Raw genomic sequence first — 25,280 nt, 5'->3', positions numbered from 1 at the left:
GTGCCCCTAATTAAATTTAACGCCGGATAGCAGCGACTGTCCGGTGTATTCCAGGGGGCTTTTAGAAATGAAATCATTACCATACCGAGAAGGCAGCTGGTTTGCCGTGCCCCTGCCGGGCGGCGGTTATGCCGTCGGCGTGGTGGCGCGCAGGGCGCCTGCCGGGCGCATCATGTTGGCATATATGTTCGGACCGAAGCGCGACAGCTTGCCCACGCTGCAAGAGCTGGAAGGCTTGCGGCCGGAACAGGCCGTGCGCCGCCTGCGCACGGGCGACATGGCGCTGCTCAACGAGCGCTGGCCCCTGCTGGGCGACAGTCCCCACTGGAACCGTGACGACTGGCCCATGCCGGCCTTTATCCGCCGCAACGAATCCTTGCAGCGCGCCTGGCGCGCCAGTTATGCGGACGCCGATCCTGCCAAGCTGAACCGCGAGGAATCGATTCCCTTCGATACGCCGGGCATGGAAAGCGATTCCTTGTACGGCTACGGGGCGACGGAATTGTTGATGAGTAAATTGCTGGCGCAGGAGCAGGCGTCGGCTTGATTGCTGCTGGGTGACGGTGATGTTGGCGCAGCGTAGGTCGGATTACGCGGTTCCCGCCAATCCGACCTACATCGCCCGCACCGCTGGCGCAATTATTTTTACGCCGCTGGCAAGCTGATCTGAAACGCCAGGCCGCCGCCTTCGCGGTTGCGCACCTGTAATTCGGCGCCGTGGCGCAGCAGCACGCGGTCGACGATGGCCAGGCCCAGGCCGGCACCGTTGGCCTGCCCGCGCGCCGTGTCGAGGCGGGTGAACGGTTTCATCAGCTGCTCGATCTTTTCCGCCGGCACGCCCGTGCCGTGGTCCTGCACCTCGATGATCACCTTTTTTGCGCCGTGGCTGGTACGTACGTGGCAGGCGATGTCGATTTCCGTCATCTCGCTGCCCGGCGTCTTGCCATAGCGGCGCGCATTCTCGATCAGGTTGTTCAATACGCGGCGCAAGTCGGTGGGGTTGCCCATCGCATGTGCGCCATCGGCGATGGTGGCGTTGATCTTCACGTCCGGCAGGCGCATCGCTTCGCGCGTCATGTCGTTGAGCAAGCCGCTGAGGTCGACGTCCGTAAAACTCGACGCTTCCGTCGGCTTGGCATAGTCGAGGAACTGGCCGATGATGGCGTCCATTTGCCCGATATCGGACTGGATGCCTTCGCGCGCCTCGTCCGACAGATTGGCCATTTCCACTTCCAGCTGCATGCGCGCCAGCGGCGTGCGCAAGTCGTGCGAAATGCCGGCCAGAATCACGGCGCGGTCCGATTCCACCTGTTTCAGATCATCGACCATCTGGTTGAAGCTGCGGTTCGCCTCGATGATTTCGATCGGGCCCTTTTCCGGCAGCGGCGCCGGCTGCTTGCCCTTGGCGATGTCGCGCGCGGCCGCCGTCAAACGCGACAGCGGCAGATTGATCAGGCTGGAAATGATGGCTGCACCCAGCAGGGACAGCAGGGATACCAGGCTGGCCCAGCCCAGCCATTGGAAGCCCGTCAGGCCGCGCAGGCGTTCGCGGTCCAGCATCAGCCAGTATTCGTCGTCGTCGATCTTGAAGCTGACCCAGAAGCCGGCCACGCCGTTGACGCGCGCGGAAAAGCGCGTGTCCTTGCCCAGCTTGGCCTTCACCAGCGCCTCGATGTCGGGCATCAGGTAATTGTCGGGCGGCGGCTCGATGCGGTCGTCCTCTTCCAGCGAGAAGATGCGGATGCCTTCATTGCTGACGAGGTCGAACAGCAGCTCGCGCCGCAGCTCGGGAGCCGAGTGCGTCAGTGCCGCATGCGTGATGGTGACGACGGAAATGATCTGGGCGGAAATCTGCTGCGCCTGCGGCTCGCGCTGGATGACGGAAATCATGCCGATCCAGGTGATCATGCTGACGGTGGTCAAGGTGCCGAGCAGCAAAAAGGTGCGCCAGAACAGGCCGCTTTTCAGCCGCGCCAGGCTGATATCGGGAACAAGCTTCATCATGCCTCGCCTGCGATCAGCGCGGCTGTCCGTCCGGGATGAAGACGTAGCCGAGGCCCCACACGGTCTGGATGAACAGCGGGCTCGACGGGTCGGGTTCGATCAGTTTGCGCAAGCGCGAAATCTGCACGTCCAGGCTGCGGTCGAACACTTCATATTCGCGGCCGCGCGCCAGTTCCATCAGTTTTTCGCGCGACAGCGGCTGGCGCGCATGGCGGGCAAACACTTTCAGCACGGAAAATTCACCGGTCGTCAGCGGCACCGTTTCGCCATTCTTTTTCAGGGTACGCGTGCCCAGGTCCAGCACGAAGTCGCCGAACTCGAAGGTTTGCGGCGTTTCCGACGGCGCGCCCGGGATTTCATCGGGACCCTTGCGGCGCAGCACGGCGCCAATGCGGGCCACCAGTTCGCGCGGATTGAATGGTTTCGGCAGGTAGTCGTCGGCACCCATTTCCAGGCCCACGATGCGGTCCACGTCCTCGCCCTTGGCCGTCAGCATGATGATCGGCGTCTGGTCGCCCGCGCCGCGCAGGCGGCGGCAGATCGACAGGCCATCTTCACCAGGCAACATCAGGTCGAGCACCAGCAAGTCGTAGCGTTCGCGCAGCCACAGCTTGTTCATGGCCGTCGCGCTCTCTGCCGTGAAGACATTGAAGCCCTGTTCGGTCAGGTAGCGCCGCAGCAGGTCGCGCAGGCGCACATCGTCGTCGACCACCATGATTTTTGCCTGGTGGCCGTGGATCGATTGCGTTGTTGTATTGCTGCCGGTAGTGGAGGTTGTGGTCATTTAAGGTGTCGTGTTATCTTATATTAGTTGCTATAGTAACGCCTCGCGCGGCGTCGGCAAGGGGCTGTGGCGACCCATTACAAAGTGTTACAAACTTTACCCAATTACTCTTACTGCACCGTGTAAAGCATCATACACTGGGGCCACAGTGGAAATCAGCTTTAGTTTATACGGCATCGCGGAAGAGGAACTCAATGAATATCTTTACTAAAAAAATTCACGCCGCTCCCAGCGCAGCTATTGCCGCACGTACATCTGTGCTGTCCGCATTTGCCGTGTGTTCCGTGTTTGTCGCCAGCCTGGCGTCGGCACAAAACCAGCCGCCACCGCGCCGTGACGACCAGCAGCAAATGCAGGCCCAGCGGTATGAACAGGTACAGCGCAGCAACAGCAATGATACGCGACTGCGCGAGCAGCGTGACGCACGCAGTTTCGACACGCGCGCCGAAGAGCAGCGCCGCGCCAACGAAGGCGCCGACGCTTCGCGCCGCACGGGCCGCATGACGCCAGACGAACGCCGCGACCTGCGCCGCCAGATCAACGAAGTGGGCCAGGACATCTACTCGAATCCGCCGCGCCGCTAGGCACCGCGCACCCCATCCGACAGGGCCATCTCGCAAGACATGGCCCTGTCTGCATTTGGCCGCCAACATTATTGCCGAGCCAGGCACACGGCCCCGCCCCGTGATATTGTTCTAACGCAATGAGGTAATTCTCTGACATTGTTGCTGGGGGAGGCAAGTGGTGAGCGACGACGACACACCGGTTCCGGATGCGGCCCCCGCAGGTGGCTTGCCGCATGGTCTGGTCCAACGCGACGAGGGCGTGTTCCTGGACCTGTCGCTGGCGCCGGCGCAGCTGCGCGCCGCCGTCGACCAGCTGTTCCAGTCGGGCCAGTTGCTGGCCGGCCTCGATTACGGTTTGTTCCTGCTGACCCTGTTTCACGCCCCTGTCCCCCGTGCCGCGCCCAAGGGCGATGCCTTGCTGCGCATCGCCGTGCGCGTGGCGCCGTTCCCGCCTCCGCGCCGCGCGCTGTACCAACAGGTCAAGATCCGTGGCGACAGCGCCGAGTTTTACTTTGAAACCTTGCTTGCGGACGCGGATGGCCAGGTGGCGGCGCGCCGCGAGTTTGACGAGCTGGTGGCCGATCTGTGGTGCAAGGGCGTGCACTACGGTATCGATAGCGTGGCCGTGCGCGCCATGCTTGCCAGCGGCAAGGCCGAGCGCATCACGGTGGCGCAGGTACTGCCGCCGCAGCCGGGCCGGGACGCCCAGTTCGTTGAAGTGTCGCAAGGCATCCACCGCGACGATGCGCCGCGCGAACGCTCCGATGGCCGCCTGGATTTGCTCAGCTTCAAGAACCGCTTTCCGCAAGTGAAAAAACACGCGCGCCTGCTGCGTCTGCTGCCCGGTACGCCCGGCTTGCCTGGCTACGACCTGGCCGGCAAGGCGCTGCCGCCGCCCGCGCCGCAGGAACTGGACCTGGCCACAGTGGCGGGGCCAGGCACGGCGGTCGAGCATTTCAGCGATGGCAATTTCCTCGTTGCCACCCAGGATGGCTATGTGAATGTCGATGAGCACGGCAAGATGGCGATCGAAAACAAGATCGTCAGCCGCGAAGGCGTCAGCAGCCGCACCACGGGCAATCTGAAGCTGCGCGCCGCCTACGAGGAGTACGGCGAAGTGCAGGAGCAGCGCCAGCTCGATGGCAGCGACATCACCATCCATGGCGACGTGTATGGCCATCTGCACTCGCATGGCGGGCTGATCTTATTGCACCGTAACCTGGTGGGTGGCACGGCCTTCAATGCGCATGGCGACGTGCGCGTCGAGGGCGTCGCTTCCGGTTCCGTGCTGCAGGCGCTGAGCGGCGAAGTACACGTGAAGCGTGCGGAAAGCTGCGTCATCGCCGGCACGCGCGTGGTGATCGACAGCGCCAGCAATTGCGAGATCATCGCCGACGAGGTCGTCATCGAACTGGCCGAAGGCTGCGCCGTGGCGGCGCGCACCATTCGCATCGGCAGCGCCGGTCCCCGCAAGCAGGTGGAGATGCTGCTGTTTCCCCTCGTGCCCGACCTGAGTGCGCTGGAGCAAAAGATTGCGGAAAGCCAGGCGAAGGCGGCGCACTACCTGCAGGTGCAGCACAAGCGCCAGCAGGAAATCGATGCCATCGCGCAATTGCCCGAGGTGCGCAATTACCTGACCCTGGCGGGCCAGCTGCGGCGCGGCGAATTGCAACTGCAGCCAGCGCAACAGCTGCAGTACGACAAGCTGGCCGCGCGCATCGCTCCCGTCCTGAAAGAGGTCGCGCGGCTGCGCGTGGAGGTGAAACAGTCGGAAATCCTGCACGCGCAGATGCTGGCGCTGGTGGAACAAGTACGCCAGGAGCGGCAAGCGACGGCGGGCCAGTCGCGCTGCAGCCTGGGCCTGGTCGATGGCGAGACGACGGTACGCACCCTGGTCGTGCCGCCCGGGCCGGCCAAGGTCTACGACCGGCCGCCGAAGGAAATCAAGGCCTTGCTGCGCAGCGCTACGCCGGCCACGCAGCCCGTATTCGCGGACAGCACGGGCAGCCTGGACTGGACCTATCAGCCGCCGCCGTAATCAGTCCGTGACCTTGCCGCGTGATTGCTTGAGCACGCTGTGCGTGCTCTTGCTGTCGAGGCGGCGCCGCTGCGAGCTGCGCGTGGGCTTGGTGGCGCGGCGCACGGCGGGCAGGAAGGTCACGCTGTCGATGATTTCCTGCAAGCGCCGCAACGCTTCTTCCTTGTTCTGCTCCTGGCTGCGCGATTGCTGCGCCTTGAGCACCAGCACGCCATCCTTGCTGATGCGGCTGTCGCGCAGGGCCAGCAGCCGTTCCTTGTACGCTTCCGGCAGCGACGAGGCGGCGATCGGAAAGCGCAAATGGATGGCGCTGGACACCTTGTTGACGTTCTGCCCGCCCGGGCCCTGGGCGCGGATGGCGGAAAATTCAACTTCAGCGGGATTGACGAGGTGTTGCATGGCCTGCCTGTGGGGGAATGATGTGGGTATTGTAAGGGAAGATGGCTGCGCCGGCGCAATGCCGGGCGGCCAGCCGATGATGTCTTCCGGGAAAGTTGATGTTTCTCAACGCCGCGTGCGGCGATGCTGGTTAGCATGGGGCCAACGTTGCGCCACTGCGCATCCTGGCAGCGCTTACCGGATGAAAGGAACACCATGCAGCCCACGATCACGCCTGGCGCCGCAACCGCGCAATCCCTGACGCAGTACCTGAGCTTCCGGCTGGGCGGCCTTGAATACGGCCTCGACTACCGCTGCGTGCGGGAATTGCGCCCCCTCAAGGAGCTCGACCGTTTTTCCTCGGAAGGGGAAGTGCTGCACAGCGTGGCCGTCTCGCGCGGCGTGATCATCCCCATCGTCGACATGCGCGCCGCGTTCGGCAGTGCCCACGGTGCGCCCGATCCGGCCACCGACGTGATCATCCTGCAGCTGAGCAATGGCGTGATGGGCATGGTGGTCGATGGCGTCACCGATATCGTCAGCCTGGCACCCGGCGACATCGCCGCCGTGCCCGGCCTGGGCGAGGCGGAAGCCGATTACCTGCTGGGCCTGGGCACGGTGGCGGGGCGCCGATTGATCCTCGTCGACATCGACCGCCTGATGGCGATCCGCAGCCCCAGCCCCATGCAGGCGGCATAAAAAAGACGACCCTGGGGTCGTCTTTGTGTTTGGTGTTAGCCGAGCTTTTCCAACTGATCCTGCAGATCGAGCCATTCCGCTTCCAGCTGCGCCAGATCCTTGGTGAAGAAGGTCTGGTCGGCCAGCAGTTGCTTCAATTTCGCCTTGTTGGCCGCGTCATAGATGGTCGGTTCGCCCAGCTTGGCATCGGTTTCCGCCTTTTGCGCATTGCGCTTGGCGATCTGCTCTTCCTGGCGCTTGATCTTGTTTTCGATCGGCTTGCGCAAAGCGGCGGCTTTCTGGCGCTCTTCCGCTTCCTTGCGCTTGTCGCGCACGGGCGCGGCAGGGGCTGCTGCGGCAACGACGGGCGAGACCACGGGGAAATCGGTCTTGTTGGCCTTGCCTGCGGCCGGCAGCACGTCCGTGCCTTTGCCCAGCTTGGTCTTGAACAGCCAGTCCTTGTAGTCATCGAGATCGCCGTCGAACGGTTGCAGCTTGCCGTCGGCAACGATGATGAATTCGTCCGTGGTGGCGCGCAGCAAATGGCGATCATGAGACACGACGACCAGGGTGCCTTCGAACTGGGCCAGCGCTTCCGTCAGCGCTTCGCGCGTTTCCAGATCCAAGTGATTGGTCGGTTCATCGAGCAGCAGCAGGTTAGGACGCTGCCAGACGATCAGGGCCAGCGCCAGACGGGCTTTTTCGCCGCCCGAGAACGGCGCGATCGAGGCGGTGACCATGTTGCCGGGGAAGTTGAAGCCGCCCAGGAAGTTGCGCAGTTCCTGCTCGCGCACGGTCGGGGCGATCTTCGACAGATGCCACAGCGGCGATTCGTCGTGGCGCAGCATTTCCACCTGGTGCTGGGCGAAGTAGCCGATGTTGAGGCCCTTGCCCATGGTGGCGTCGCCCGTCAACGGCATCAGTTCGCCGGCGATGGTCTTGATCAGGGTCGATTTGCCGGCGCCGTTCTGGCCCAGCAAGCCGATACGCTGGCCGATCTGCAGCGAAAACTTGATGCCGTTGACGATGGTTTTATGCGTGATCTCGCCCGTCGCTTCGTTCTCGATCTTGTAGCCTGCATCGACGTCTTCCATCACCAGCAGCGGGTTCGGCGCGCTCAGCGGCTCGCGGAATTCGAACGAGAATTCGGCGGCGGCGCGCAGTGGCGCCAGTTCTTCCATCTTCGCCAGCGCCTTCATGCGGCTTTGCGCCTGGCGGGCTTTCGACGCTTGCGCCTTGAAGCGGTTCACGAACGATTCCAGGTGGGCACGCTTGCGCTGCTGCTTTTCCAGCGCGCCGGCGGCCAGGATCATCTGCGCCGCGCGTTGACGCTCGAAGCTCGAATAGTTGCCCGAATAGCGTTTCAGCTTGCGTTCGTCGATATGCACGACGACGTTGACGACTTCATCGAGGAAGTCGCGGTCATGGGAAATGATCAGCAAGGTGCCGGCGTAGCGCTTGAGCCAGTCTTCCAGCCAGATGATGGCGTCCAGATCCAAGTGATTGGTCGGTTCATCGAGCAGCAGCAGGTCGGACGGGCACATCAGCGCTTGCGCCAGGTTCAAGCGCATGCGCCAGCCGCCCGAGAAACTGGCCACCGGTTGCTGCATCTGGTCCAGGGTAAAGCCCAGGCCCAGCAGCAATTGCTCGCCGCGCGACTGCACGGTGTACGCGTCGGCATCGGCCAGCGCGCTGTAGATTTCGCCGATGGCGATGCCGTTTTCCGACGTGACCGGTTCCGATTCCAGGCGCGTCAGTTCCGCTTCCAGTTTGCGCAGGGTGATGTCGCCATCGATCGCGTAGTCGAGCGCGGCACGGTCCAGCGGCGGCGTTTCCTGCGCCACGTAAGCCACGCGCCATTTGGCCGGGAAATCGATCTCGCCCTGGTCAGGGTGCAATTCGCCACGCATCATGGCGAACAGGCTCGATTTGCCCGCGCCATTGGCGCCGATCAGGCCGATCTTGTCGCCCGGATTGAGGGTGACGTCGACTTGTTCGAGCAACGGTTTGATGCCGCGCATCAGGCTTACTTGTAGGAAACGTATCATTTTTTTCTTTGTAAAGGCTGGGGTTTAACCCTCGCCGTAAAATTCAGGTAGGTCGGATTAGCGTAGCGTAATCCGACAAGTGGCGCCGTGCCCGTCGGATTACGCCCTTCGGGCTAATCCGACCTACCAAGTCGATCAACCCAGCTTCAGCTGCTCGGCCGTCAGCAGGAATACCATGTCGTCGCCGGCGCTCGTCGTCAGCCAGGTCAGGCCCAGCTCGCCGAAGGCCGCTTCCGCGTATGCGCGCTCGTTGCCGATTTCAATCATCAGGATGCCGTCGTCCGTCAGGCGCTCGGCCGCGCCGGCGATGATCTTGCGTACCAGGTCCATGCCGTCGCTGCCGCCGTCGAGGGCGATTTGCGGTTCGGCCAGGTATTCCTGGGGCAGGGCGCCCATCGACGCGGAATTCACGTACGGCGGGTTGCTGATGATCAAGTCATATTTCTTGGCCGGCACGTTCGCGTACAGGTCCGATTCGATCAGGGTGACGCGGTCCTGCAGCTTGTACGTGTCGACGTTGCGCTTGGCCACGGCCAGCGCGTCGACGGAAATATCCACGGCATCGACCGTGGCGTTCGGGAAGGCGTCGGCCATCATGATGGACAGGCAGCCCGAACCGGTGCACAGTTCCAGGATGTTTTCCACGGCTTCCGGTTCCGCCACCCATGGCGAAAAGTATTCAGGGATCAGCTCGGCGATGAAGGAACGGGGCACGATCACGCGCTCGTCGACGTAGAAATTGTAGGTGCCCAGCCAGCCTTCCTTGGTGATGTAGGCGGCCGGCACGCGGTCGATGCTGCGGCGGTCGATGACGCTCATCACGCTGGCCACTTCCGACGGCAGCAGTTTGGCGTCGAGGAAAGGTTCGAGCTTATCGAGCGGCAACTTCAAGGTGTGCAGGATCAGATAGGCCGCTTCGTCGAACGCTTCGGCGCTGCCGTGGCCGAAAAACAGCTTGGCGGTATTAAAACGGGTAACGGCGTAGCGCAGCAGGTCGCGTGGCGTGGAAAACGGGTTCGGGGTCATGGCATTCTCGAAAAGACGGTGTTCTGGCCCGCCGTGACGGGCCTCGGTATTCTGGTTCAGACGGGCAGCAAATGCTCCAGCGTGCGCCGGTAAATATTCTTCAGGGGATCGATGTGGCGCAGTTCGATGTGCTCGTCGATCTTGTGAATACTGGCATTGGGCGGCCCGAATTCTATCACTTGGGGGCAGATTTGCGCGATAAACCGGCCATCCGAGGTGCCGCCGGTGGTCGACAGCTCCGTCGTGAGGCCCGTTTCTTCGAGGATCGCGGACGACAGCGCATCGCTCAAAGTGCCGCGCGGCGTGAGGAAGGGCAGGCCGCTCAGGGTCCATTGCAAATCGTATTGCAAATCATGCTTGTCGAGGATGGCGTGCACCCGTTCCTGCAGATTTTCCGCCGTGCTGGCCGTGGAAAAGCGGAAGTTAAAGTCGATCACCATGTCGCCGGGAATCACGTTGTTGGCGCCCGTACCCGCGTTGATATTGGACATTTGCCACGAGGTCGGCAGGTAATACTCGTTGCCCGCGTCCCATTTCTCTTCGACCAGGTCGGCTAGCGCCTGCGCCGCTTCGTGGATCGGGTTTTTCGCCAGGTGCGGGTAGGCGATATGGCCTTGCACGCCCTTGATCGTCAAACGGCCCGACAGCGAACCGCGGCGGCCGTTCTTGATCATGTCGCCCAGCTGCGCGCTCGACGTCGGCTCACCCACCAGGCAATAGTCGATTTGCTCGCCCCGTTCCTTCAATTTGTTGCACACGATGACGGTGCCATCCGTGGCCGGGCCTTCCTCGTCGCTGGTGATCAGAAAGGCGATCGAACCCGTATGCTCGGGCGTGGCGGCGATGAATTCCTCGCAAGCGACCACCATGGCGGCGATCGATGTCTTCATGTCGGCCGCGCCACGGCCGTATAGCTTGCCGTCGCGGTGGGTGGGAATGAAGGGCAGCGAGCGCCATTGCTCGACTGGGCCGGTCGGCACCACGTCCGTATGGCCGGCAAAGACGAACACGGGAGAAGTCGTGCCACGGCGTGCCCACAGATTGGTGACGTCGTTCGACTGTATCGTCTCGCAGACAAAGCCCAGCGGCGTGAGGATGTCGATCAGGTGCTGCTGGCAGCCCTTGTCGTCGGGCGTGACCGAGGACAGGGCGATCAGTTTTTCGGTCAGGGCGAGGGTTTTGGAGGTGGTCATGGGTAAGGTCGTGCCGGCAACTTCGTTCCGGTGGTCAACTAGAGGGTTACAGCGAGAAAATGGTCTTGTACTGCGCATCCGAAAACGCCACGCTGAACTGGCCATCCTTGTCCAGCACGGGGCGCTTGATGATGGACGGGTTTTCCAGCATCAGCTCCAGAGCGCTGGCCGCATCGACGGTGGACGCCTTGCGCTCGTCGGACAGGGCGCGCCAGGTCGTGCCTTTCTTGTTGACCAGCACATCCCATGGCAATTGCTGCAGCCACGCTGCGACTGTCGCGCGTTCCAGGCCCTGCTTCTTGAAGTCGTGGAAGGTGAAATCGAGTTGCTGCGCGGCCAGCCAGGTGCGGGCCTTTTTGACGGTATCGCAGTTGGGGATACCGTAGAGTGTAATGGTCGTCATGGGTAGGGCTAAGGGGAATGAATGCGGTTCGCTTGATCGCGGCGCTTGCGCCAGGGAAAAATGCGATGGTCGCCGCCATTATACAGTTGATGCGCAGTCAATGCGGCAGTGCAACACGGCCCGGTGATTTTCCCTACACAGGCCGTGGCGCCGCCTTGCCCGATTCGGCCGGACCGAAATGCAGGCCCAGCCGCAAGGCGAGGGCGCGCAGGGCGCCGCTTTCCTGCAGGTGCAGGGCCAGCGCGATGTGGCCATCGGGGCGCACGAGGTAGGCCGCGTCGCGGCCCAGGCCCGCCAGCTTGGCGGCCACGTTATAGGTGTAGCAATGTACGGGCAGTTTCAGCACGCGTGCTTCGTCCAGCAATTCGGGCGCCGCTTCGCCATAGATGTGCAATTGCCAATCCATGCTGCGCAGGGCGATAAAGTTGTCTTGCGTGCCGTCGGAAAACCATGGCAGGCGGTCACCGCCGCGCAGGTATTCCGCGTGGCCTGCGGACAGGGCGCTGTCTTCATAGCTGATCTGGATCTGCGACACTGTTTTGAACAGCAAACGGCGCGCCCGCCCGAAGCCCGAGAGGAAGGGCAGCGCATGCGGCACCAGCCAGCGGCGCAGGAATTGCCCGGCCATGCCTTGCGCGACGATGGCCTGGAAGGCGCGGTCGGTGGTGGCGACGAGCTTGCGGGCAAACACGATGCGCTCGCTTTCATAGGTGTCGAGCAGGGCGTCGTTGCTTTGTCCGCGCAGCTTTTGCGCCAGCTTCCACGCCAGGTTGACGGCGTCGCCCAGGCCCGTGTTCATGCCTTGGCCGCCCACGGGGCTGTGCAAATGGGCCGCGTCGCCGAGGATGAAGCAGCGCCGCTCGCGAAACTGCGCCGCCACCCGGTGATGGACTTTATACGTGGAAAACCAGTTCACGTGCTCGACCTCGATGCCCAGCAGGGTTTGCACCTGTTCCCGCACGTCATCGAAGACGGGCGCCGGCGCGCCATCGGGGCGGTCGGGCAGGATGCCGATCAGGCGCTGCATGCCGCTGGTGCGCACGGGCAGCATCAGCGTAAACGAGTTCGCGCCCAGGTGGGCGTGCAAATCCGTGTTCTTGCCCGCCACTTGCGCGTCGGCCACGTAATACAGGTGGTCATAGGTGCCGCCGGAGAACTCGAAACCGGCGATCTCGCGCACTTTGCTGCGGGCGCCGTCGCAGCCGCAAATGTAGTTAAACGTGCAATATTGGCGTTCGCCGTCCTTGAGCACGATGGCTTGCACTTCGCTATCGTCCTGCGTCCACAGGTCCAGCGCGACGTTCCATTCCACGTGCACGCCGGCCGCCGCCAGCTTGCTGATCAGAAAGCGTTCATGCTCGTCCTGAGGCAAGCTCAGTACGAAAGGATAGGGGCTCAAGCCTTCGCCGATCTCGCCCAGCGCCAGTTTCACCAACTCCTCGCCGCCTTCGTGGATGTGCATGGCATTGATCTTGATACCGAGGCTGACCAGTTCATCGGCAAAGCCCAGCTGCTGGTAAAACTCCAAGGTGCGCGCATGCACGGCCATGGCCCGCGACGCCTGGCCCGGACCGCTGTTCTTGTCGATGATGCGGCAATCGACGCCATGGCGCGCCAGGCGCAAGGCCAGCATGAGACCGGTAGGACCGGCGCCGACGATCAGGACGGGAGGTGTATTCATGCCATCCAGTATAGGACAGGATGGGCGATGGCTGCGCGACGATTGAAGTTGCCAGTAGGAAATGAAAATGTCCCGCCGGGGCGGGACATTCAAGTGTTACCGATACTTCGCAGTGCGGTAATTAAATGCCGCGCAGCAGTTCGTTGATACCGGTCTTGGCGCGGGTTTTTGCATCCACGCGCTTGACGATGACGGCGCAGTACAGCGAGTACTTGCCATCTTCCGAAGGCAGGTTGCCCGAGACCACGACGGAGCCGGCTGGCACGCGGCCGTAGGTCACTTCGCCCGTGGCGCGGTCGTAGATCTTGGTCGACTGGCCGATGTAGACGCCCATCGAGATGACCGAGTTTTCTTCGACGATCACGCCTTCGACGATTTCCGAACGGGCGCCGATGAAGCAGTTGTCTTCGATGATGGTCGGGTTCGCTTGCATAGGTTCCAGCACGCCGCCGATGCCGACGCCGCCGGACAGGTGGACGTTCTTGCCGATCTGGGCGCAGGAGCCGACGGTGGCCCAGGTGTCGACCATGGCGCCTTCATCGACGTAGGCGCCGATGTTGACGTAGGACGGCATCAGCACGACGTTCTTGGCGATGAAGCTGCCGCGGCGGGCGACGGCTGGCGGCACGACGCGGAAACCGCCTTTGACGAAGTCTTCCTTGGTGTAGTTGGCGAACTTGGTCGGAACCTTGTCGTAGAACTGCATCGTGCCATCGGACGGCAGGACGACGTTGTCTTCCAGGCGGAACGACAGCAGCACGGCTTTCTTGACCCACTGGTTGACCACCCAGTCGCCCGTGGTTTTTTCGGCCACGCGGATGCTGCCGTTGTCCAGGCCATTGATGACGTGGGAGACGGCGTCGCGCAGTTCGGCCGTGCCGTTGCCTGGATTGATCTCGGCGCGGTTTTCCCAGGCCTGGTCGATGATGGTTTGCAGTTGTTGGCTCATGATGATGTCTTGTTTATGTAGGGTTAATGCGTGGTTGATGCGGATGCGGAAAGCTGCTGGCAGAATTTTACTATGCGCAGTGCGGCTTCCAGCCCTTCGGCCGTTTCGGCCACGAGGGCCATGCGGATGCGGTTGCGGCCCGGATTGATGCCGTGCGCGTCGCGCGCCAGGTAACTGCCAGGCAATACCGTCACATTATATTCGGCGTACAGGCGTTGCGCGAATTGCGTGTCGGACAGTCCCGTGCGGCTGACGTCGGCCCACAGGTAGAAGCCGGCGTCCGGCAATTGCACGTCCATCACCGATTGCAGCAGCGGCGTGATGGCGTCGAACTTGGCGCGGTACTTGGCGCGATTTTCCTCGACATGGGTTTCGTCGTTCCAGGCCGCGACGGAGGCCGCCTGCACGGCGGGGCTCATGGCGCCGCCGTGGTAGGTTCGGTAGAGCAGGAATTTTTTCAGTACTTCCGCGTCGCCGGCGACAAAGCCCGAGCGCATGCCCGGCACGTTCGAGCGCTTCGACAGGCTGGAAAACACCACCAGGCGCGCGTATGGGCGCTCGATGGTGGACAGGCCCAGCATGTTGGCCGCCTGCAGCGCGCCCAGCGGTGGCGTGTCGCCGTGGTAAATCTCGGAATAGCACTCGTCGGCGGCGATGACGAAATCATAGCGCTCGGACAGGGCGAACAGGTGTTCCCAGTCCGTCAGGGTGAGCACGGCGCCCGTCGGGTTGCCGGGCGAGCACAGGAACAGCAGCTTGACCTTTTCCCACACGGACGCGGGCACGCTGTCGTAGTCGCAGCCGAAATTGCGCGCCGGGTCGGAATTGACGAAATATGGTTCCGCGCCGGCCAGGTAGGCCGCGCCTTCATAGATCTGGTAAAACGGGTTCGGGCTGATCACGAGCGAACCGGCCGATGGATCGATCACCGTTTGCGCCAGCGCAAACAGCGCTTCGCGTGAACCGTTCACGGGCAGGATTTGCGTGGCAGGATTGAGCTTGGGGATGCCGTAGCGGCGCTCCAGCCAGCCGGCGATGGCGGTGCGCAAGGCTTCCGAACCGATGGTGGTCGGATAGCTGGCCAGGCCATGGATATTGTCGGTCAATGCCTGCTCGATGAAGGCTGGCGTCGGGTGCTTGGGTTCGCCCATGCCCAGGCTGATGGGCGCATATTCGGGGTTGACCGTTACGCCGGCAAACAGCTGGCGCAGCTTTTCAAACGGGTATGGTTGCAGTTTAGCAAGAAGTGGATTCACGGAACGGACCAGGGCAAGAGTGGGGTGATAGTGTCGCGTATGGATTGCCGGGCATGGCGCAATGACGCCGGTCAAGCAATCAGCTTAGCCTTTTATTATAGCCGTCCTCGCGCACGGGCTGTGCAAGTGGGCTGTTGTTGACCTGCACGGCATGCCGTTCCCGGGCCTGGCAAGGTAAAATACGCTATGTCTACCTTACTTCCCACCTTACTTGCTATTGAAACGTCGTCCGAACTCGCCTCCTGCGCCTTGCTGCGCGGCGATGTCGTCCTGTCCCGCGCCTCGTCGGGCGTGCGTACCCATTCCCAGTCCATCCTGCCGATGGTGCAGGAATTGCTGGCCGAGGCTGGCGTGACCCTGGCGGACGTCGACGCCATCGCCTACGGCTCCGGCCCCGGCTCGTTTACGGGCGTGCGCACGGCTTGCGGCATCGCGCAAGGCCTGGCCTACGGCGCCAATCTGCCCGTCGTGCCTGTCGTCACGCTCGACGCCATGGCGCTCGCGTGCCACCAGCAGCATGGCGCGCAGCGCATCGTGACCGTGCTCGACGCCCGCATGGGCGAAGTGTACTGGGCGCAATATGATTACCAGGATGGCTTGCAGGCCGTGTTGCCGCCGGCCCTGAGCGCGCCGGCCGGCGTGGCGCCGCAAGGCGACGTCACCGGCTGCGGCAACGGTTTTAGCGCCTATGCCGACGCATTGGCCGCGCTGCCATGCGCCGCCGCTGCCGACGCGGCCATCATGCCGCACGCCGTGCAAGTGGCGCAGCTGGCGCGCATCGCCTTTGCGGCCGGTCAGTTCGTGACGGCGGCCGAGGCGCAGCCTTTGTACTTGCGCAACAAGATCGCTTACACAAGTGCCGAGCGTCTCGACATGCAGGCCGCCAAGGCCGCTGCGGAGTCGGCGCAATGATGGAAGCGGGCAAGGACAGCGCGGCAGGCTGGGACTTGCTGCGCCTTGACTATCAACCGATGCAGGAAGCGGACCTGGTCGAAGTGCTGGCGCTGGAACAGCGCGTGTATCCGCATCCCTGGACGCACGGCAACTTTGTCGACTCCCTCAAGAGCGGCTACCCTGCCTGGATCTTGCGCGACGTGGATGGCACCTTGCTCGGCTACTTCTTGCTGATGCTGGTCGTCGATGAAGCGCATTTGCTGAACGTGGCCGTCGAGGGCGCCATCCAGGGTCAGGGGCTGGGGCGTTTCCTGCTGAACCAGTCCTGCGCCTGCGCGCGCCAGCTGGGCATGGAATCGATGCTGCTGGAAGTGCGCCCGTCGAACGTGCGCGCGCTCGATATCTACCAGCGCTATGGATTTGAACAGATCGGGCGGCGCAAGGGATATTATCCTGCCGCCAATTCGCAACGTGAGGACGCCATCGTGATGCGTTATACCTTATGAGCCGCAGCGCCGTTTTCCTCGATGAAATGGGCGTCGGCCCACTGTGGCACCTGCGCCAGGGCGTTGCGCCCGAGACCGTTGACGCCGTCGTCGAAGCGCCCGTGGAGATGGAAGCGGCCGTGGCGCCACCCGTGGCCGAAGCCTTTGACGCCGTGACCGCAGTGGTCGCCGAGGTGGTCGCCGAAATCGTCGTCGAGGTGGCTGCCGAGGCGAAGGTCGAGGTGCAGGCCGAAGCACCTGTCGCCGTTGCTGCGACGCCAGTTCCCGCTGCCGAGCCGGACGACACGGCCTGGTTCGACGATGCGCCGCCACCGCCGCCCGCCAGACAGCTGAGCGATGCAGACATTGCCGCCCTCGACTGGGATGGCTTGACGGCGGCCGTGGCCAAGTGTGCGCGCTGCGACCTGTGCAAGACGCGCAAGGGCGTCGTCATGGGCCGTGGCGACCGCCAGGGTGCTTGGCTGATGCTGGCCAGCAGCCCCTCGCGCCTGGAAGAACGGGAAGGGCGCGCCTTGCCGGGCGAACAGGGCAAGCTGCTCGACAATATGCTCAAGGCTATCGATATCGATGCGGGCAGCGATGTGTACATCACGCACTTGCTGAAATGCCGTCCGCTCGACGAGGCGGGCCAGGAACGCCTGCCCACTGAATCGGAGTCCGCCGCCTGCCGCCCGTATTTCGACCGCGAACTGGCCCTGCTGCAGCCGCGCACCATCGTCACCCTCGGTTCGATGGCCGCCGCCGGCATCAATCCCGGCGAAAAGCCCGTGCGCGGCAAGGTGCGCCAGCTGGGCAATGCGTCCGTCGTGGCCACCTTCCATCCGGAAATGCTGCTGCAGGACGGGACGGGCAAGACCAAGGCGCGCGCCTGGGCCGACCTGTGCCTGGCGAAAAGCACGCACGGTGATTGAGACGGACGTCGGCACCTTCCAGGCCCGCTTCGAGCGCCGCTGGGGCCATCTGACGCACCCCCGCGTGCGTGCGCTGGCCTGGCTGCTCGACTCGCCCGACTTGCTGGACCCGGCCAGTCCCCATTGGGGCGGGCGCATCGCCAGCCTCGCACCCGTCACGCCTGCCGTGGCGACGTGGCTGGCGGCGCTGCAGGATGACCCGTCGCCGCTCGATGCGGCGCTGGGGCCGAAATTCTATTCCCGCCTGGGCCTGTACGCTGAAAAGCTGCTGGCCTTTTATTTTGAGCAGCATGGATTGCTGGCTGCGCATGGCTTGCAAGTGCAGGTCAACCGCAACGACACGGTGGGCGAGTTCGATTTCCTGCTGCGTGACGGGAATGAGCTGTTGCACTGGGAATTCGCCACCAAGTTCTACCTGCTGGAAGGCGCGCCCGATCCCGGCGTGTTCAACCACTTGATCGGCCCCAACCTGGCCGATACTTTGGGCTTGAAGATGCGCAAGATTCTCGACAAGCAATTGGCCTTGTCCCGCCATCCTGCCGCGCAAAGCCTGCTGGCGCACCCAGTGCGCGCGGCGCAGGCGCTGGTCAAGGGATGGCTGTTCTATGCGGCAGGCGCCACGCCCGCCATGGACGGTATTTCCCCAGGGCACGGACACGGCTTCTGGTGCACGCCAATGCAATTGCCGCAGCAGCGCTATGTCGTGTTGCCGCGATTGCAATGGCTGGCGCCGTTCAAGGGGCGCGACGTGGAAGTGCTCGATGTCGACGTCTTGCAGGCGCGCTTGTTTGATCTGGCGCAACCGGTGCTGGTGGCCACGGTGGACAATGTCGAAGGCTGGGAAGTGGAGTGCACGCGCGGTTTTGTCGTGCCCCATGACTGGATGGAGCAGGCTGCCGCGCGGCGGATAACCGGCGCGCTACCCGCGTAAGCATGAACCACAGCCGTAACGCCGGAATCATGTAGGTCGGATTAGCGCATAGCGCGTAATCCGACACCACTCTAATTAATGCTTCTGTTCGCCGATCAAGGAAAGATTGTCATGCTCAGCCTGGTTCAGCTTGTGCTTGCGCATGATCATGTACATGGTGCCGGCGACAAACAGGCCGAACAGGGTGATGATGATGTTGAGCGGCAGGTGCAAGCGGATCATGATCGAATACACGGCCAGCATGGTCAGAATCGACAGGTTTTCATTGAAGTTCTGCACGGCGATCGAGTGGCCTGCGCTCATCAGCACGTGGCCGCGGTGTTGTAGCAGGGCATTCATTGGCACGACGAAGAAGCCGGACAGGGCGCCGATCAGTATCAGCAGCGGGTAGGCGATCCACACAGAGTGCACTTGCGTCATCATCATGACGATCACGCCCATGGCGATGCCGAGAGGAATGACGGTCAGCGATTTGCGTAGTGGAATGAAACGGGCAGACAGCACGGCGCCGGCGGCCACGCCGATGGCGACCACGCCTACCAGGCTGGTTGCCTTGTCGAACGGCATGTTCAAGGATTGCTTGGCCCATTCCAGCACGATCAGTTGCAAGGTGGCGCCTGCGCCCCAGAACAGGGTCGTTACGGCCAGGGTGATCTGGCCCAGCTTGTCTTTCCACAGGATGGAATAGCAATTGGCAAAATCGGTAATCAGTTTGATAGGATTGCGTTCCTGGTGCGCATACACGCAGCCCGTGTCGGGAATCTTCAGATTGGCCAGGGTCGCCAGCGCATAAATGCCCACTACCACGCACAAGGCCGCTTCTGTCTTGCTGGTGATGCCCGTATTGATCAGGGGAATGTCGATGGACAGCAGCATGTCGGACACGTGGCCGCTGACGAGCGCGCCGCCCATGACGGTGCCGAGGATGATGGAGGTGACGGTCAAGCCTTCGATCCAGCCATTCGCCGCCACGAGTTTTTCCGGCGGCAATAGTTCCGTCAGGATGCCGTACTTGGCGGGCGAATACACGGCAGCGCCAAAACCGACGACGGCGTAGGCCAGCAGCGGATGCACGTGGAAGAAGACGAGGGCGCAGCCGAAGATCTTGACCATGTTGGCGATGAACATGACCTTGCCTTTCGGTAGTGCATCCGCGAAGGCGCCGACAAAAGCGGCCAACAGCACGTAAAACAGCACGAACGACAGTTTGAGCAGCGGCGTGATCCACGCCGGGGATTTCATGGACACCAATAAATCGACGGCGACAAAAAAGAGGGCGTTATCTGCCAGCGAGGAAAAGAACTGCGCCGCCATGATGGTATAAAAACCACGATTCATTCTGGATTGCCTGAAATCATATCTGGCTTGCTTTATACCACGAAAAAACGGCAAACCCCAAGTTTGGAAGGGGCTGCTTTGCATCCTCTTGCCTAAGCGAAGCTTAATTTTTCTGCCGTAGAAAAATACACATACATGTGAGCATTTTGTACATGGTGTCCTGCGCGCCTATCCTGTCCCCGCGAGCGGCGCGCGCCTGCGGCCCATCCGGTAAAATACGGCTTTCCCACTTGCCGTGTGTCACGCTTATGCCCAGGCCCCTCATCGCCACCATCCATCTCGATGCCATGCAACACAATCTGGCGCGCGCCCGTGCCGGCGCCCGCGGCGCCAACGTGTGGGCGGTCGTCAAGGCAAATGCCTATGGCCACGGCCTGGAGCGGGCCATGCGGGGCTTTGCCGACGCCGATGGCCTGGCGCTGGTCGAGGTCGATTACGCCGTGCGCTTGCGCGAACTGGGCTGGACCAAGCCCATCTTGCTGCTCGAAGGGTTTTTCGACGCCAGCGATTTGCCTGCCATGGCGCAGCACAAGCTGAACGGCAGCGTGCATTGCGAGGAACAGATCGACATGCTGGCGGCGGCGTGCTTGCCGCACGCCATCGACGTGCACCTGAAAATGAATACGGGCATGAACCGCCTGGGTTTTACGCCGGGCGCCGTGGCGGGTGCGTATGCGCGCCTGCGCGCCATCCCGCACGTCGGCACGATCACCCTGATGACGCATTTCGCCAATGCCGATGAAGCGGCGCCCACGCGCTTGCCCCTGGCCCAGCAGATGCTGCGTTTCGAAGCGGGCGCGGCCAGCATAGGCGTACCCTTGCCGCGCAGCCTGTGCAATTCGGCCGGCGTGCTGCTGCACCATCTCGATAGTGACTGGGTGCGCCCCGGCATCATGCTGTACGGCGGCACGCCCAGCGGGGCTCCCGGCGGCACGTCCGCGCAGGCGTTCGGCTTGCTGCCCACCATGACCTTGCGCAGCAAGATTATCGGCATCCAGGATATCGCCGCCGGCGAAGTGGTGGGCTACGGCAGCTGCTATGAAGCGGCCGGCAATATCAAGGTGGGCGTGGTGGCCTGCGGCTATGCGGACGGCTATCCGCGCCACGCGCCCGAAGGCACGCCCGTGCTCGTCGATGGCGTGCGCACTGGCCTCATCGGCCGGGTGTCGATGGACATGCTGATGGTCGATCTGACGCAGGTGCCGGGCGCAAAAGTCGGCAGCGCCGTCACCTTGTGGGGCCAGGGCATGCCGATCGACGAGGTGGCCCTGGCCGCCGGCACCATCGGCTACGAGCTGATGTGCGCATTGGCGCCGCGCGTTCCGGTGATCGAGGCGTGACAGTGACGTCGGCCCGCCGTTTGTATATACTGTGAATTTACTGTATATATAGACAGCAGTTTCACCTTACCCGGGCAAAGTACACCATGGCAAAAGTCAAGACCACCTATACCTGCAGCGATTGCGGCGCCATCAGCAACAAATGGATGGGGCAATGCACCTCGTGCAACCAGTGGAATACCATGGTGGAAACCCTGCCCGAGACGGGCGGCAACAACCGCTATTCGAATCCGCAGCACATGTCGCTGGCGCAGACGGCGCCCGTGTTGTCGCTTGACGATATCGACGCCATCGACGTGCCCCGCTTCGGCACGGGCATCGAGGAATTCGACCGCGTGCTGGGCGGCGGCATGGTGGCCGGCGGCGTCGTGCTGATCGGCGGCGACCCCGGCATCGGCAAGTCGACCCTGCTGCTGCAGGCGCTGGCGAACATGTCGCACCACAAGCGCGTGCTGTACGTCAGCGGCGAGGAATCGGGTGCGCAGATCGCCCTGCGCGCCAAGCGCCTCGTCATCGACGCCAAGGAACTCAAATTGCAGGCCGAGATCCAGCTGGAAAAGATCCTGTCCACCTTGCACGACCTGAAGCCGGAAGTGGTGGTGATCGATTCGATCCAGACCGTGTATTCCGATGCCCTCAGCTCGGCTCCTGGTTCCGTGGCGCAAGTGCGCGAATGCGCGGCGCAATTGACGCGGGCGGCCAAGCAGACGGGCGTGACCATCATTCTGGTCGGCCACGTGACGAAAGAGGGCGCGCTGGCCGGTCCCCGCGTGCTCGAGCACATTGTCGATACGGTGCTGTATTTCGAGGGCGACGCCCATTCCAGCTTCCGCCTCGTGCGCGCCATCAAGAACCGTTTCGGCGCCGTCAACGAACTGGGCGTGTTCGCCATGACGGAAAAGGGCTTGAAAGGCGTGTCGAATCCGTCCGCCCTGTTCCTGTCGCAGCACGACAACCAGGTGCCCGGTTCCTGCGTGATGGTGACGCAGGAAGGCACGCGTCCCTTGCTGGTGGAAATCCAGGCCCTCGTCGACACCAGTCACTTGCCCAATGCGCGCAGGCTGTCCGTCGGCCTGGAGCAGAACCGCCTGGCCATGCTGCTGGCCGTGGCGCACCGCCACGCGGGCATCGCCGCGTTCGACCAGGATGTGTTCATCAATGCCGTCGGCGGCGTGAAGATCACGGAACCGGCGGCCGACCTGGCTGTCTTGCTGGCAATTAACTCGTCGATGCGCAACAAACCCCTGCCACGGGGATTGGTCGTGTTTGGCGAGGTGGGGCTGGCTGGTGAAATCCGCCCCGCGCCACGGGGCCAGGAGCGCTTGCGCGAAGCGGCCAAGCTGGGCTTTACCTTGGCCGTGGTGCCCAAGTCCAATTTGCCGAAACAGCTCATCGAAGGCCTCAAGGTCATCGGCGTCGAGCGCATCGACGAAGCGTTCAATAAACTCCGCGACTTGGAGTAAAAGTTGGTATGGCTTAAATGCCAAGCTTGAGACAAGTCAAACATAATTTCCGTTTGGAACTATAATATTTGTCCGATGAGTTCGCATGGCGAATTCGTATCGACAATGCATAGAGAGAAGCGGAATACAGTGTCAGTAGAGCAAAGGCAGGGCGCACGCAAGATTTTGCGTGCCAAGGCAATGTTGGTCATCGATGGCGCGGGTCCCGTGGCGGCGCGCACCCTTGATGTGGGGCCCGGTGGCATGGCGGCCGTCATCGCTGAGCCGGTGCCGACAGGCAAGCAGGGCAAGGTGCTGTTCGAGCTGTTTTACGATGGCGCGGCGCACATCATCGAGGCGCGGGTGTCCGTCTCGCACTGCATTTTCAGCAGTGCCGGTTTCAAGGTGGGACTCACTTTCCTGCAGTTGGACATGGCTGTCAGCAGCGCCATCTCGAAGTTCATGCGCTGAGGTGCGCACGAGATAAGTGACAAGTGAAATGCGCTAGAATGGTGCATATGGGTTTGCAGTCAGGAAAAACTTGTTCTGTTCACTGTTTTGATATTCCGGTAATACTGCATAATTATCAACCAGAAGAGGGATGCCGCCGCGCCACGCGCGCCTGCCGTCCGTTTCTAGCGCAGCACGCGGTCAAGACCTGAACCGCGTGTCATGACCTTACACCCGACGGGAACGCCTACCATGTTTAATTCGACCATCAACAGCAGGGCTTACACCAACAACACGCAGCAGACGACGCAGGGCAATATCTCGGCCGATGTGTATGCGAAGGTGGAGCGCCAGATGCAGTCGCAGAACACGGGCGTCGTCAAGCTCAACGCCAGCCTGGCGCGCGACCAGGCCAAGTTTTCGGGCCTGGGCCAGCTGCAATCGGCGCTGGCGAAATTCCAGACCGTGGCCAAGAACATGGCCGGTAGCGGCCTGGCCACGTCGGCCACGTCGAGCGCCAAGGATGTGCTGAGCGCCACCACCACCGACAAGGCCGCCAGCGGCAGCCATGAGCTGAACGTCAAGCAGCTGGCGCAGGGGCAGACCTTGCTCAGCGGCGCGCAGAAATCGTCGAGCGCGGCGATCGGCACGGGCGCGCCCGCGCTGGTCAAGATCGAAGTGGGCACGGCCGATGGCAAGCAATTTACGCCCGGCAGCGGCAAGGTCATTTCGCTGACGATAGACAGCAGCAACAATAGCCTCGACGGCATCGCCGCCGCCCTGAAACAGCAGGGCGTCGACGCCAGCGTCGTCAAAGGCCCCGATGGCTACTCGCTGGCCATCAATGGCAAGAGCGGCGCCGACAGCAGTATGCGCATCAGCGTGTCCGGCGACGCTGCCGTCAGTAATTTGCTCAGCTATGCGCCCGGCTCTGGCAAGGGCCTGCAGCAGACGGCCGCCGCGCAGGATGCGTTGCTGACCGTCGATGGCAAGGACATCAAGAGCGCCACGAATACCTTGACGACGGCTGTCGAGGGCGCCACCATCGAATTGAAGAAAAAGGGTGTGACCGACCTCGTCATCGCCAAGGACAGCAGCCAGATCGCGACCAACGTGGCCAGCTTCGTCACGGCCTACAATGAACTCAACAGCAAACTGCAAAGCCTGCAGCAGGGCGACTTGAAGTCCGACACGGCCCTGGGCCAGGTGCGTTCGCAGATGGAGCAAGTGCTGCGCACGGCCAGCACGGGCGTGCCCGCTTCCATCCTGAGCAGCGCCGGCGTGACCTTGGGCAAAAGCGGCGAGTTGGTGCTCGACGATAAAAAACTCAAGGCCGCCATCGCGGCCGATCCGGATGCCGTCAGCAAGCTGTTTACGAATAACGGCAAGGGCGTGGCCGACCAGTTCTCCAGCAAGATCGGCGAGCTGACGGGCGAAACGAGCATCATCCGCAAGGAAGTGCAGACAGTGGGCAAGGACATCACCACCCTGACCAACAAGAAAGCCGTGCTGGCCAAGGCCCTGACGGCCCAGGCGCAGGCGCTGATCAAAGCCTATTCGGCCCAGGAACAGATGGGTACGAACTCGGCCTTGCCGGGTTATACCGGCAAGAATTCTTTATTCGACTTCATGGCTTAAGAGCGCTCGCCCTGGGCAAAGAAGGCTGACGGCGAACTGCCGAAAGTCTTCTTGAACATGGCGGAAAAGGCCGACTGGCTGGCGTAGCCCAGTTCTTCGGCCACTTGCGACAACGGTACGCCGCGCGCGATTAGGGGCGCCGCGTGCGCCAGGCGCACTTGCTGGCGCCACTGGCCAAAACTCATGCCCAACTCCCGTTCGAACAGCCGCGCCAGGGTACGCTCCGAGGCGCCGACCAGCTGCGCCCAGTGTTCCAGGGTCTGATTCAAGCCCGGTTTTTCGATCAGGCTGTCGCACAGGGTTTTCAGGCGCTTGTCGCTGGGCAAGGGGACGCGGATGGGGCGCGTGTCCGAGCGTTTCAATTCATCGAGGATCAGTTCGGCCAGCAGCGCTTCGCGCGCCGGTTCCTCGCCCGGGTCCAATTGCTCCAGCGCCATGATCAGCTGGCGCAGCAGGTTCGACACTTCCAGCACCTTGCAGTCGCGGCCCGCGAACGGCGCGCGCGCGGCATGGATGCACAGGGGGCGCAAGCGGGTTTTTTCCAGGATCGTGACGGCATGCTCGACATTGGGCGCGATCCAGATGGCGCGCATGGGCGGCAGCACCCAGCTGCTGTTGTTGGCGGTAATGCGCAGCACGCCTTCGAGCGCCATGGTCACCTGGCCCCATGGATGGCTGTGCGGCAAGAGAAATTCATCGGGTTGCAGGTCGCGCGCGACCATGGTCACGGGGATGGTCGCGCTGGGCGCTTCCCGTGGCGGACACATGCGCGTATGGTGGAGGATAGGTACACCCATCAGCTTGGCCTTAATTCGATAAATTATGT

Annotated in this window: 24 protein-coding genes; 12 read left to right on the top strand and 12 right to left on the bottom strand. The window is 62.7% G+C overall.

The window, feature by feature from the left end; all coding sequences use genetic code 11:
• Positions 1–67: 67 nt before the first annotated feature.
• Positions 68–547, top strand: a complete 480-nt coding sequence (locus tag SKZ59_RS20990) for an Imm26 family immunity protein (protein WP_034749862.1) — start codon at positions 68–70, stop codon at positions 545–547.
• Positions 548–645: 98 nt separating this feature from the next.
• On the opposite strand, the gene SKZ59_RS20985 is transcribed toward SKZ59_RS20990, so the two are convergent.
• Positions 646–2,004, bottom strand: a complete 1,359-nt coding sequence (locus tag SKZ59_RS20985) for a sensor histidine kinase (protein WP_034749859.1) — start codon at positions 2,002–2,004, stop codon at positions 646–648.
• A gap of 13 nt (positions 2,005–2,017) precedes the next feature.
• On the bottom strand, positions 2,018–2,719 hold the full coding sequence (gene ompR / locus SKZ59_RS20980) for a two-component system response regulator OmpR (protein ID WP_223278807.1): 702 nt from the start codon (positions 2,717–2,719) through the stop codon (positions 2,018–2,020).
• A 263-nt stretch (positions 2,720–2,982) separates the two neighbouring features.
• On the opposite strand from ompR, the gene SKZ59_RS20975 reads away from it, so the two are divergent.
• Positions 2,983–3,372, top strand: a complete 390-nt coding sequence (locus SKZ59_RS20975) for a hypothetical protein (protein WP_139248196.1) — start codon at positions 2,983–2,985, stop codon at positions 3,370–3,372.
• Positions 3,373–3,532: 160 nt separating this feature from the next.
• The gene (locus tag SKZ59_RS20970) at positions 3,533–5,392 is read left to right on the top strand and encodes a flagellar assembly protein A (RefSeq protein WP_319992845.1); all 1,860 of its coding nucleotides are present in this window, start codon (positions 3,533–3,535) and stop codon (positions 5,390–5,392) included.
• Here the strand turns inward: SKZ59_RS20970 and arfB are convergent, their stop codons facing one another.
• Positions 5,393–5,791, bottom strand: a complete 399-nt coding sequence (arfB, locus tag SKZ59_RS20965) for an alternative ribosome rescue aminoacyl-tRNA hydrolase ArfB (protein WP_034749850.1) — start codon at positions 5,789–5,791, stop codon at positions 5,393–5,395.
• 195 nt (positions 5,792–5,986) lie between these two features.
• Between arfB and SKZ59_RS20960 the strand changes: the two genes are divergently transcribed.
• Positions 5,987–6,469 carry a chemotaxis protein CheW gene (locus SKZ59_RS20960; protein ID WP_072452808.1) on the top strand — a complete coding sequence of 161 codons (483 nt, stop codon included), beginning with the start codon at positions 5,987–5,989 and terminating at the stop codon, positions 6,467–6,469.
• Between the two features lie 35 nt (positions 6,470–6,504).
• Here the strand turns inward: SKZ59_RS20960 and SKZ59_RS20955 are convergent, their stop codons facing one another.
• From SKZ59_RS20955 to dapC, 7 genes are all read right to left on the bottom strand, one after another.
• Positions 6,505–8,496, bottom strand: a complete 1,992-nt coding sequence (locus SKZ59_RS20955) for an ATP-binding cassette domain-containing protein (protein ID WP_319992844.1) — start codon at positions 8,494–8,496, stop codon at positions 6,505–6,507.
• A gap of 135 nt (positions 8,497–8,631) precedes the next feature.
• Positions 8,632–9,522, bottom strand: coding sequence for a 50S ribosomal protein L3 N(5)-glutamine methyltransferase (prmB, locus tag SKZ59_RS20950; protein WP_319992843.1), 891 nt, complete (start codon positions 9,520–9,522; stop codon positions 8,632–8,634).
• Between the two features lie 56 nt (positions 9,523–9,578).
• On the bottom strand, positions 9,579–10,715 hold the full coding sequence (gene dapE / locus SKZ59_RS20945; protein ID WP_034749837.1) for a succinyl-diaminopimelate desuccinylase: 1,137 nt from the start codon (positions 10,713–10,715) through the stop codon (positions 9,579–9,581).
• A 46-nt stretch (positions 10,716–10,761) separates the two neighbouring features.
• A complete protein-coding gene (locus SKZ59_RS20940; protein ID WP_319992842.1) occupies positions 10,762–11,118 on the bottom strand; it encodes an ArsC family reductase in 357 nt (118 codons plus the stop codon).
• Positions 11,119–11,251: 133 nt separating this feature from the next.
• Positions 11,252–12,799, bottom strand: a complete 1,548-nt coding sequence (locus tag SKZ59_RS20935) for an FAD-dependent oxidoreductase (RefSeq protein WP_319992841.1) — start codon at positions 12,797–12,799, stop codon at positions 11,252–11,254.
• A 121-nt stretch (positions 12,800–12,920) separates the two neighbouring features.
• A complete protein-coding gene (gene dapD, locus SKZ59_RS20930; RefSeq protein WP_035820379.1) occupies positions 12,921–13,748 on the bottom strand; it encodes a 2,3,4,5-tetrahydropyridine-2,6-dicarboxylate N-succinyltransferase in 828 nt (275 codons plus the stop codon).
• 23 nt (positions 13,749–13,771) lie between these two features.
• Positions 13,772–15,004 carry a succinyldiaminopimelate transaminase gene (dapC, locus tag SKZ59_RS20925; protein ID WP_219327355.1) on the bottom strand — a complete coding sequence of 411 codons (1,233 nt, stop codon included), beginning with the start codon at positions 15,002–15,004 and terminating at the stop codon, positions 13,772–13,774.
• Between the two features lie 186 nt (positions 15,005–15,190).
• On the opposite strand from dapC, the gene tsaB reads away from it, so the two are divergent.
• Genes tsaB through SKZ59_RS20905 form a run of 4 tightly spaced genes read left to right on the top strand, consistent with a single transcriptional unit; the run spans position 15,191 to position 18,246 of the window.
• On the top strand, positions 15,191–15,916 hold the full coding sequence (gene tsaB / locus SKZ59_RS20920; RefSeq protein WP_319992840.1) for a tRNA (adenosine(37)-N6)-threonylcarbamoyltransferase complex dimerization subunit type 1 TsaB: 726 nt from the start codon (positions 15,191–15,193) through the stop codon (positions 15,914–15,916).
• Positions 15,916–16,404 (top strand): ribosomal protein S18-alanine N-acetyltransferase, encoded by a 489-nt coding sequence (rimI, locus tag SKZ59_RS20915; protein WP_413774588.1) that lies wholly within the window; start codon positions 15,916–15,918, stop codon positions 16,402–16,404. Before tsaB ends, rimI begins: the two co-directional genes overlap by 1 nt.
• Positions 16,401–17,315: a uracil-DNA glycosylase gene (locus SKZ59_RS20910; protein ID WP_319992838.1), complete on the top strand. Its 915-nt coding sequence runs from the start codon at positions 16,401–16,403 to the stop codon at positions 17,313–17,315. Before rimI ends, SKZ59_RS20910 begins: the two co-directional genes overlap by 4 nt.
• Complete coding sequence (locus tag SKZ59_RS20905; protein WP_413774587.1) at positions 17,311–18,246, top strand: DUF1853 family protein; 936 nt, start codon at positions 17,311–17,313, stop codon at positions 18,244–18,246. Before SKZ59_RS20910 ends, SKZ59_RS20905 begins: the two co-directional genes overlap by 5 nt.
• Positions 18,247–18,321: 75 nt before the next feature.
• Here SKZ59_RS20905 and lplT read toward each other — a convergent pair whose 3' ends face one another.
• Positions 18,322–19,584 carry a lysophospholipid transporter LplT gene (lplT, locus tag SKZ59_RS20900; protein WP_034749808.1) on the bottom strand — a complete coding sequence of 421 codons (1,263 nt, stop codon included), beginning with the start codon at positions 19,582–19,584 and terminating at the stop codon, positions 18,322–18,324.
• A 248-nt stretch (positions 19,585–19,832) separates the two neighbouring features.
• Between lplT and alr the strand changes: the two genes are divergently transcribed.
• The 4 genes from alr to fliD all read left to right on the top strand — a co-directional run bounded on the left by alr (position 19,833) and on the right by fliD (position 24,454).
• Positions 19,833–20,924, top strand: coding sequence for an alanine racemase (gene alr, locus SKZ59_RS20895; RefSeq protein WP_319992836.1), 1,092 nt, complete (start codon positions 19,833–19,835; stop codon positions 20,922–20,924).
• A gap of 86 nt (positions 20,925–21,010) precedes the next feature.
• Positions 21,011–22,387: a DNA repair protein RadA gene (gene radA, locus SKZ59_RS20890; protein ID WP_034749799.1), complete on the top strand. Its 1,377-nt coding sequence runs from the start codon at positions 21,011–21,013 to the stop codon at positions 22,385–22,387.
• Between the two features lie 75 nt (positions 22,388–22,462).
• Positions 22,463–22,837 carry a PilZ domain-containing protein gene (locus tag SKZ59_RS20885; protein ID WP_307788848.1) on the top strand — a complete coding sequence of 125 codons (375 nt, stop codon included), beginning with the start codon at positions 22,463–22,465 and terminating at the stop codon, positions 22,835–22,837.
• A gap of 231 nt (positions 22,838–23,068) precedes the next feature.
• A complete protein-coding gene (gene fliD, locus SKZ59_RS20880) occupies positions 23,069–24,454 on the top strand; it encodes a flagellar filament capping protein FliD (protein ID WP_072452831.1) in 1,386 nt (461 codons plus the stop codon).
• On the opposite strand, the gene SKZ59_RS20875 is transcribed toward fliD, so the two are convergent.
• Entirely contained in the window at positions 24,451–25,251 is an 801-nt protein-coding gene (locus SKZ59_RS20875) for an AraC family transcriptional regulator (RefSeq protein WP_034749790.1), read from the bottom strand. The genes fliD and SKZ59_RS20875 overlap by 4 nt on opposite strands.
• Between the last annotated feature and the right edge of the window lie 29 nt (positions 25,252–25,280).

Source organism: Janthinobacterium sp. GMG2 (assembly GCF_033949445.1).
In the GTDB taxonomy this organism is placed as follows: domain Bacteria; phylum Pseudomonadota; class Gammaproteobacteria; order Burkholderiales; family Burkholderiaceae_D; genus Janthinobacterium; species Janthinobacterium aestuarii.
The sequence above is the reverse complement of the archived record's forward strand: the minus strand, read 5'-3'. Positions and strand labels throughout refer to the sequence as shown.

Bases quoted from the DNA above. Each gene is read 5' to 3' on its own strand.
- SKZ59_RS20990 (WP_034749862.1), top strand. From the start codon at position 68: ATGAAATCATTACCATACCGAGAAGGCAGCTGGTTTGCCGTGCCCCTG.
- SKZ59_RS20985 (WP_034749859.1), bottom strand. From the start codon at position 2,004: ATGATGAAGCTTGTTCCCGATATCAGCCTGGCGCGGCTGAAAAGCGGC.
- ompR (WP_223278807.1), bottom strand. From the start codon at position 2,719: ATGGTGGTCGACGACGATGTGCGCCTGCGCGACCTGCTGCGGCGCTAC.
- SKZ59_RS20975 (WP_139248196.1), top strand. From the start codon at position 2,983: ATGAATATCTTTACTAAAAAAATTCACGCCGCTCCCAGCGCAGCTATT.
- arfB (WP_034749850.1), bottom strand. From the start codon at position 5,791: ATGCAACACCTCGTCAATCCCGCTGAAGTTGAATTTTCCGCCATCCGC.
- SKZ59_RS20960 (WP_072452808.1), top strand. From the start codon at position 5,987: ATGCAGCCCACGATCACGCCTGGCGCCGCAACCGCGCAATCCCTGACG.
- SKZ59_RS20955 (WP_319992844.1), bottom strand. From the start codon at position 8,496: ATGATACGTTTCCTACAAGTAAGCCTGATGCGCGGCATCAAACCGTTG.
- prmB (WP_319992843.1), bottom strand. From the start codon at position 9,522: ATGACCCCGAACCCGTTTTCCACGCCACGCGACCTGCTGCGCTACGCC.
- dapE (WP_034749837.1), bottom strand. From the start codon at position 10,715: ATGACCACCTCCAAAACCCTCGCCCTGACCGAAAAACTGATCGCCCTG.
- SKZ59_RS20940 (WP_319992842.1), bottom strand. From the start codon at position 11,118: ATGACGACCATTACACTCTACGGTATCCCCAACTGCGATACCGTCAAA.
- SKZ59_RS20935 (WP_319992841.1), bottom strand. From the start codon at position 12,799: ATGAATACACCTCCCGTCCTGATCGTCGGCGCCGGTCCTACCGGTCTC.
- dapD (WP_035820379.1), bottom strand. From the start codon at position 13,748: ATGAGCCAACAACTGCAAACCATCATCGACCAGGCCTGGGAAAACCGC.
- tsaB (WP_319992840.1), top strand. From the start codon at position 15,191: ATGTCTACCTTACTTCCCACCTTACTTGCTATTGAAACGTCGTCCGAA.
- rimI (WP_413774588.1), top strand. From the start codon at position 15,916: ATGGAAGCGGGCAAGGACAGCGCGGCAGGCTGGGACTTGCTGCGCCTT.
- SKZ59_RS20910 (WP_319992838.1), top strand. From the start codon at position 16,401: ATGAGCCGCAGCGCCGTTTTCCTCGATGAAATGGGCGTCGGCCCACTG.
- lplT (WP_034749808.1), bottom strand. From the start codon at position 19,584: ATGAATCGTGGTTTTTATACCATCATGGCGGCGCAGTTCTTTTCCTCG.
- alr (WP_319992836.1), top strand. From the start codon at position 19,833: ATGCCCAGGCCCCTCATCGCCACCATCCATCTCGATGCCATGCAACAC.
- radA (WP_034749799.1), top strand. From the start codon at position 21,011: ATGGCAAAAGTCAAGACCACCTATACCTGCAGCGATTGCGGCGCCATC.
- SKZ59_RS20885 (WP_307788848.1), top strand. From the start codon at position 22,463: ATGAGTTCGCATGGCGAATTCGTATCGACAATGCATAGAGAGAAGCGG.
- fliD (WP_072452831.1), top strand. From the start codon at position 23,069: ATGTTTAATTCGACCATCAACAGCAGGGCTTACACCAACAACACGCAG.
- SKZ59_RS20875 (WP_034749790.1), bottom strand. From the start codon at position 25,251: ATGGGTGTACCTATCCTCCACCATACGCGCATGTGTCCGCCACGGGAA.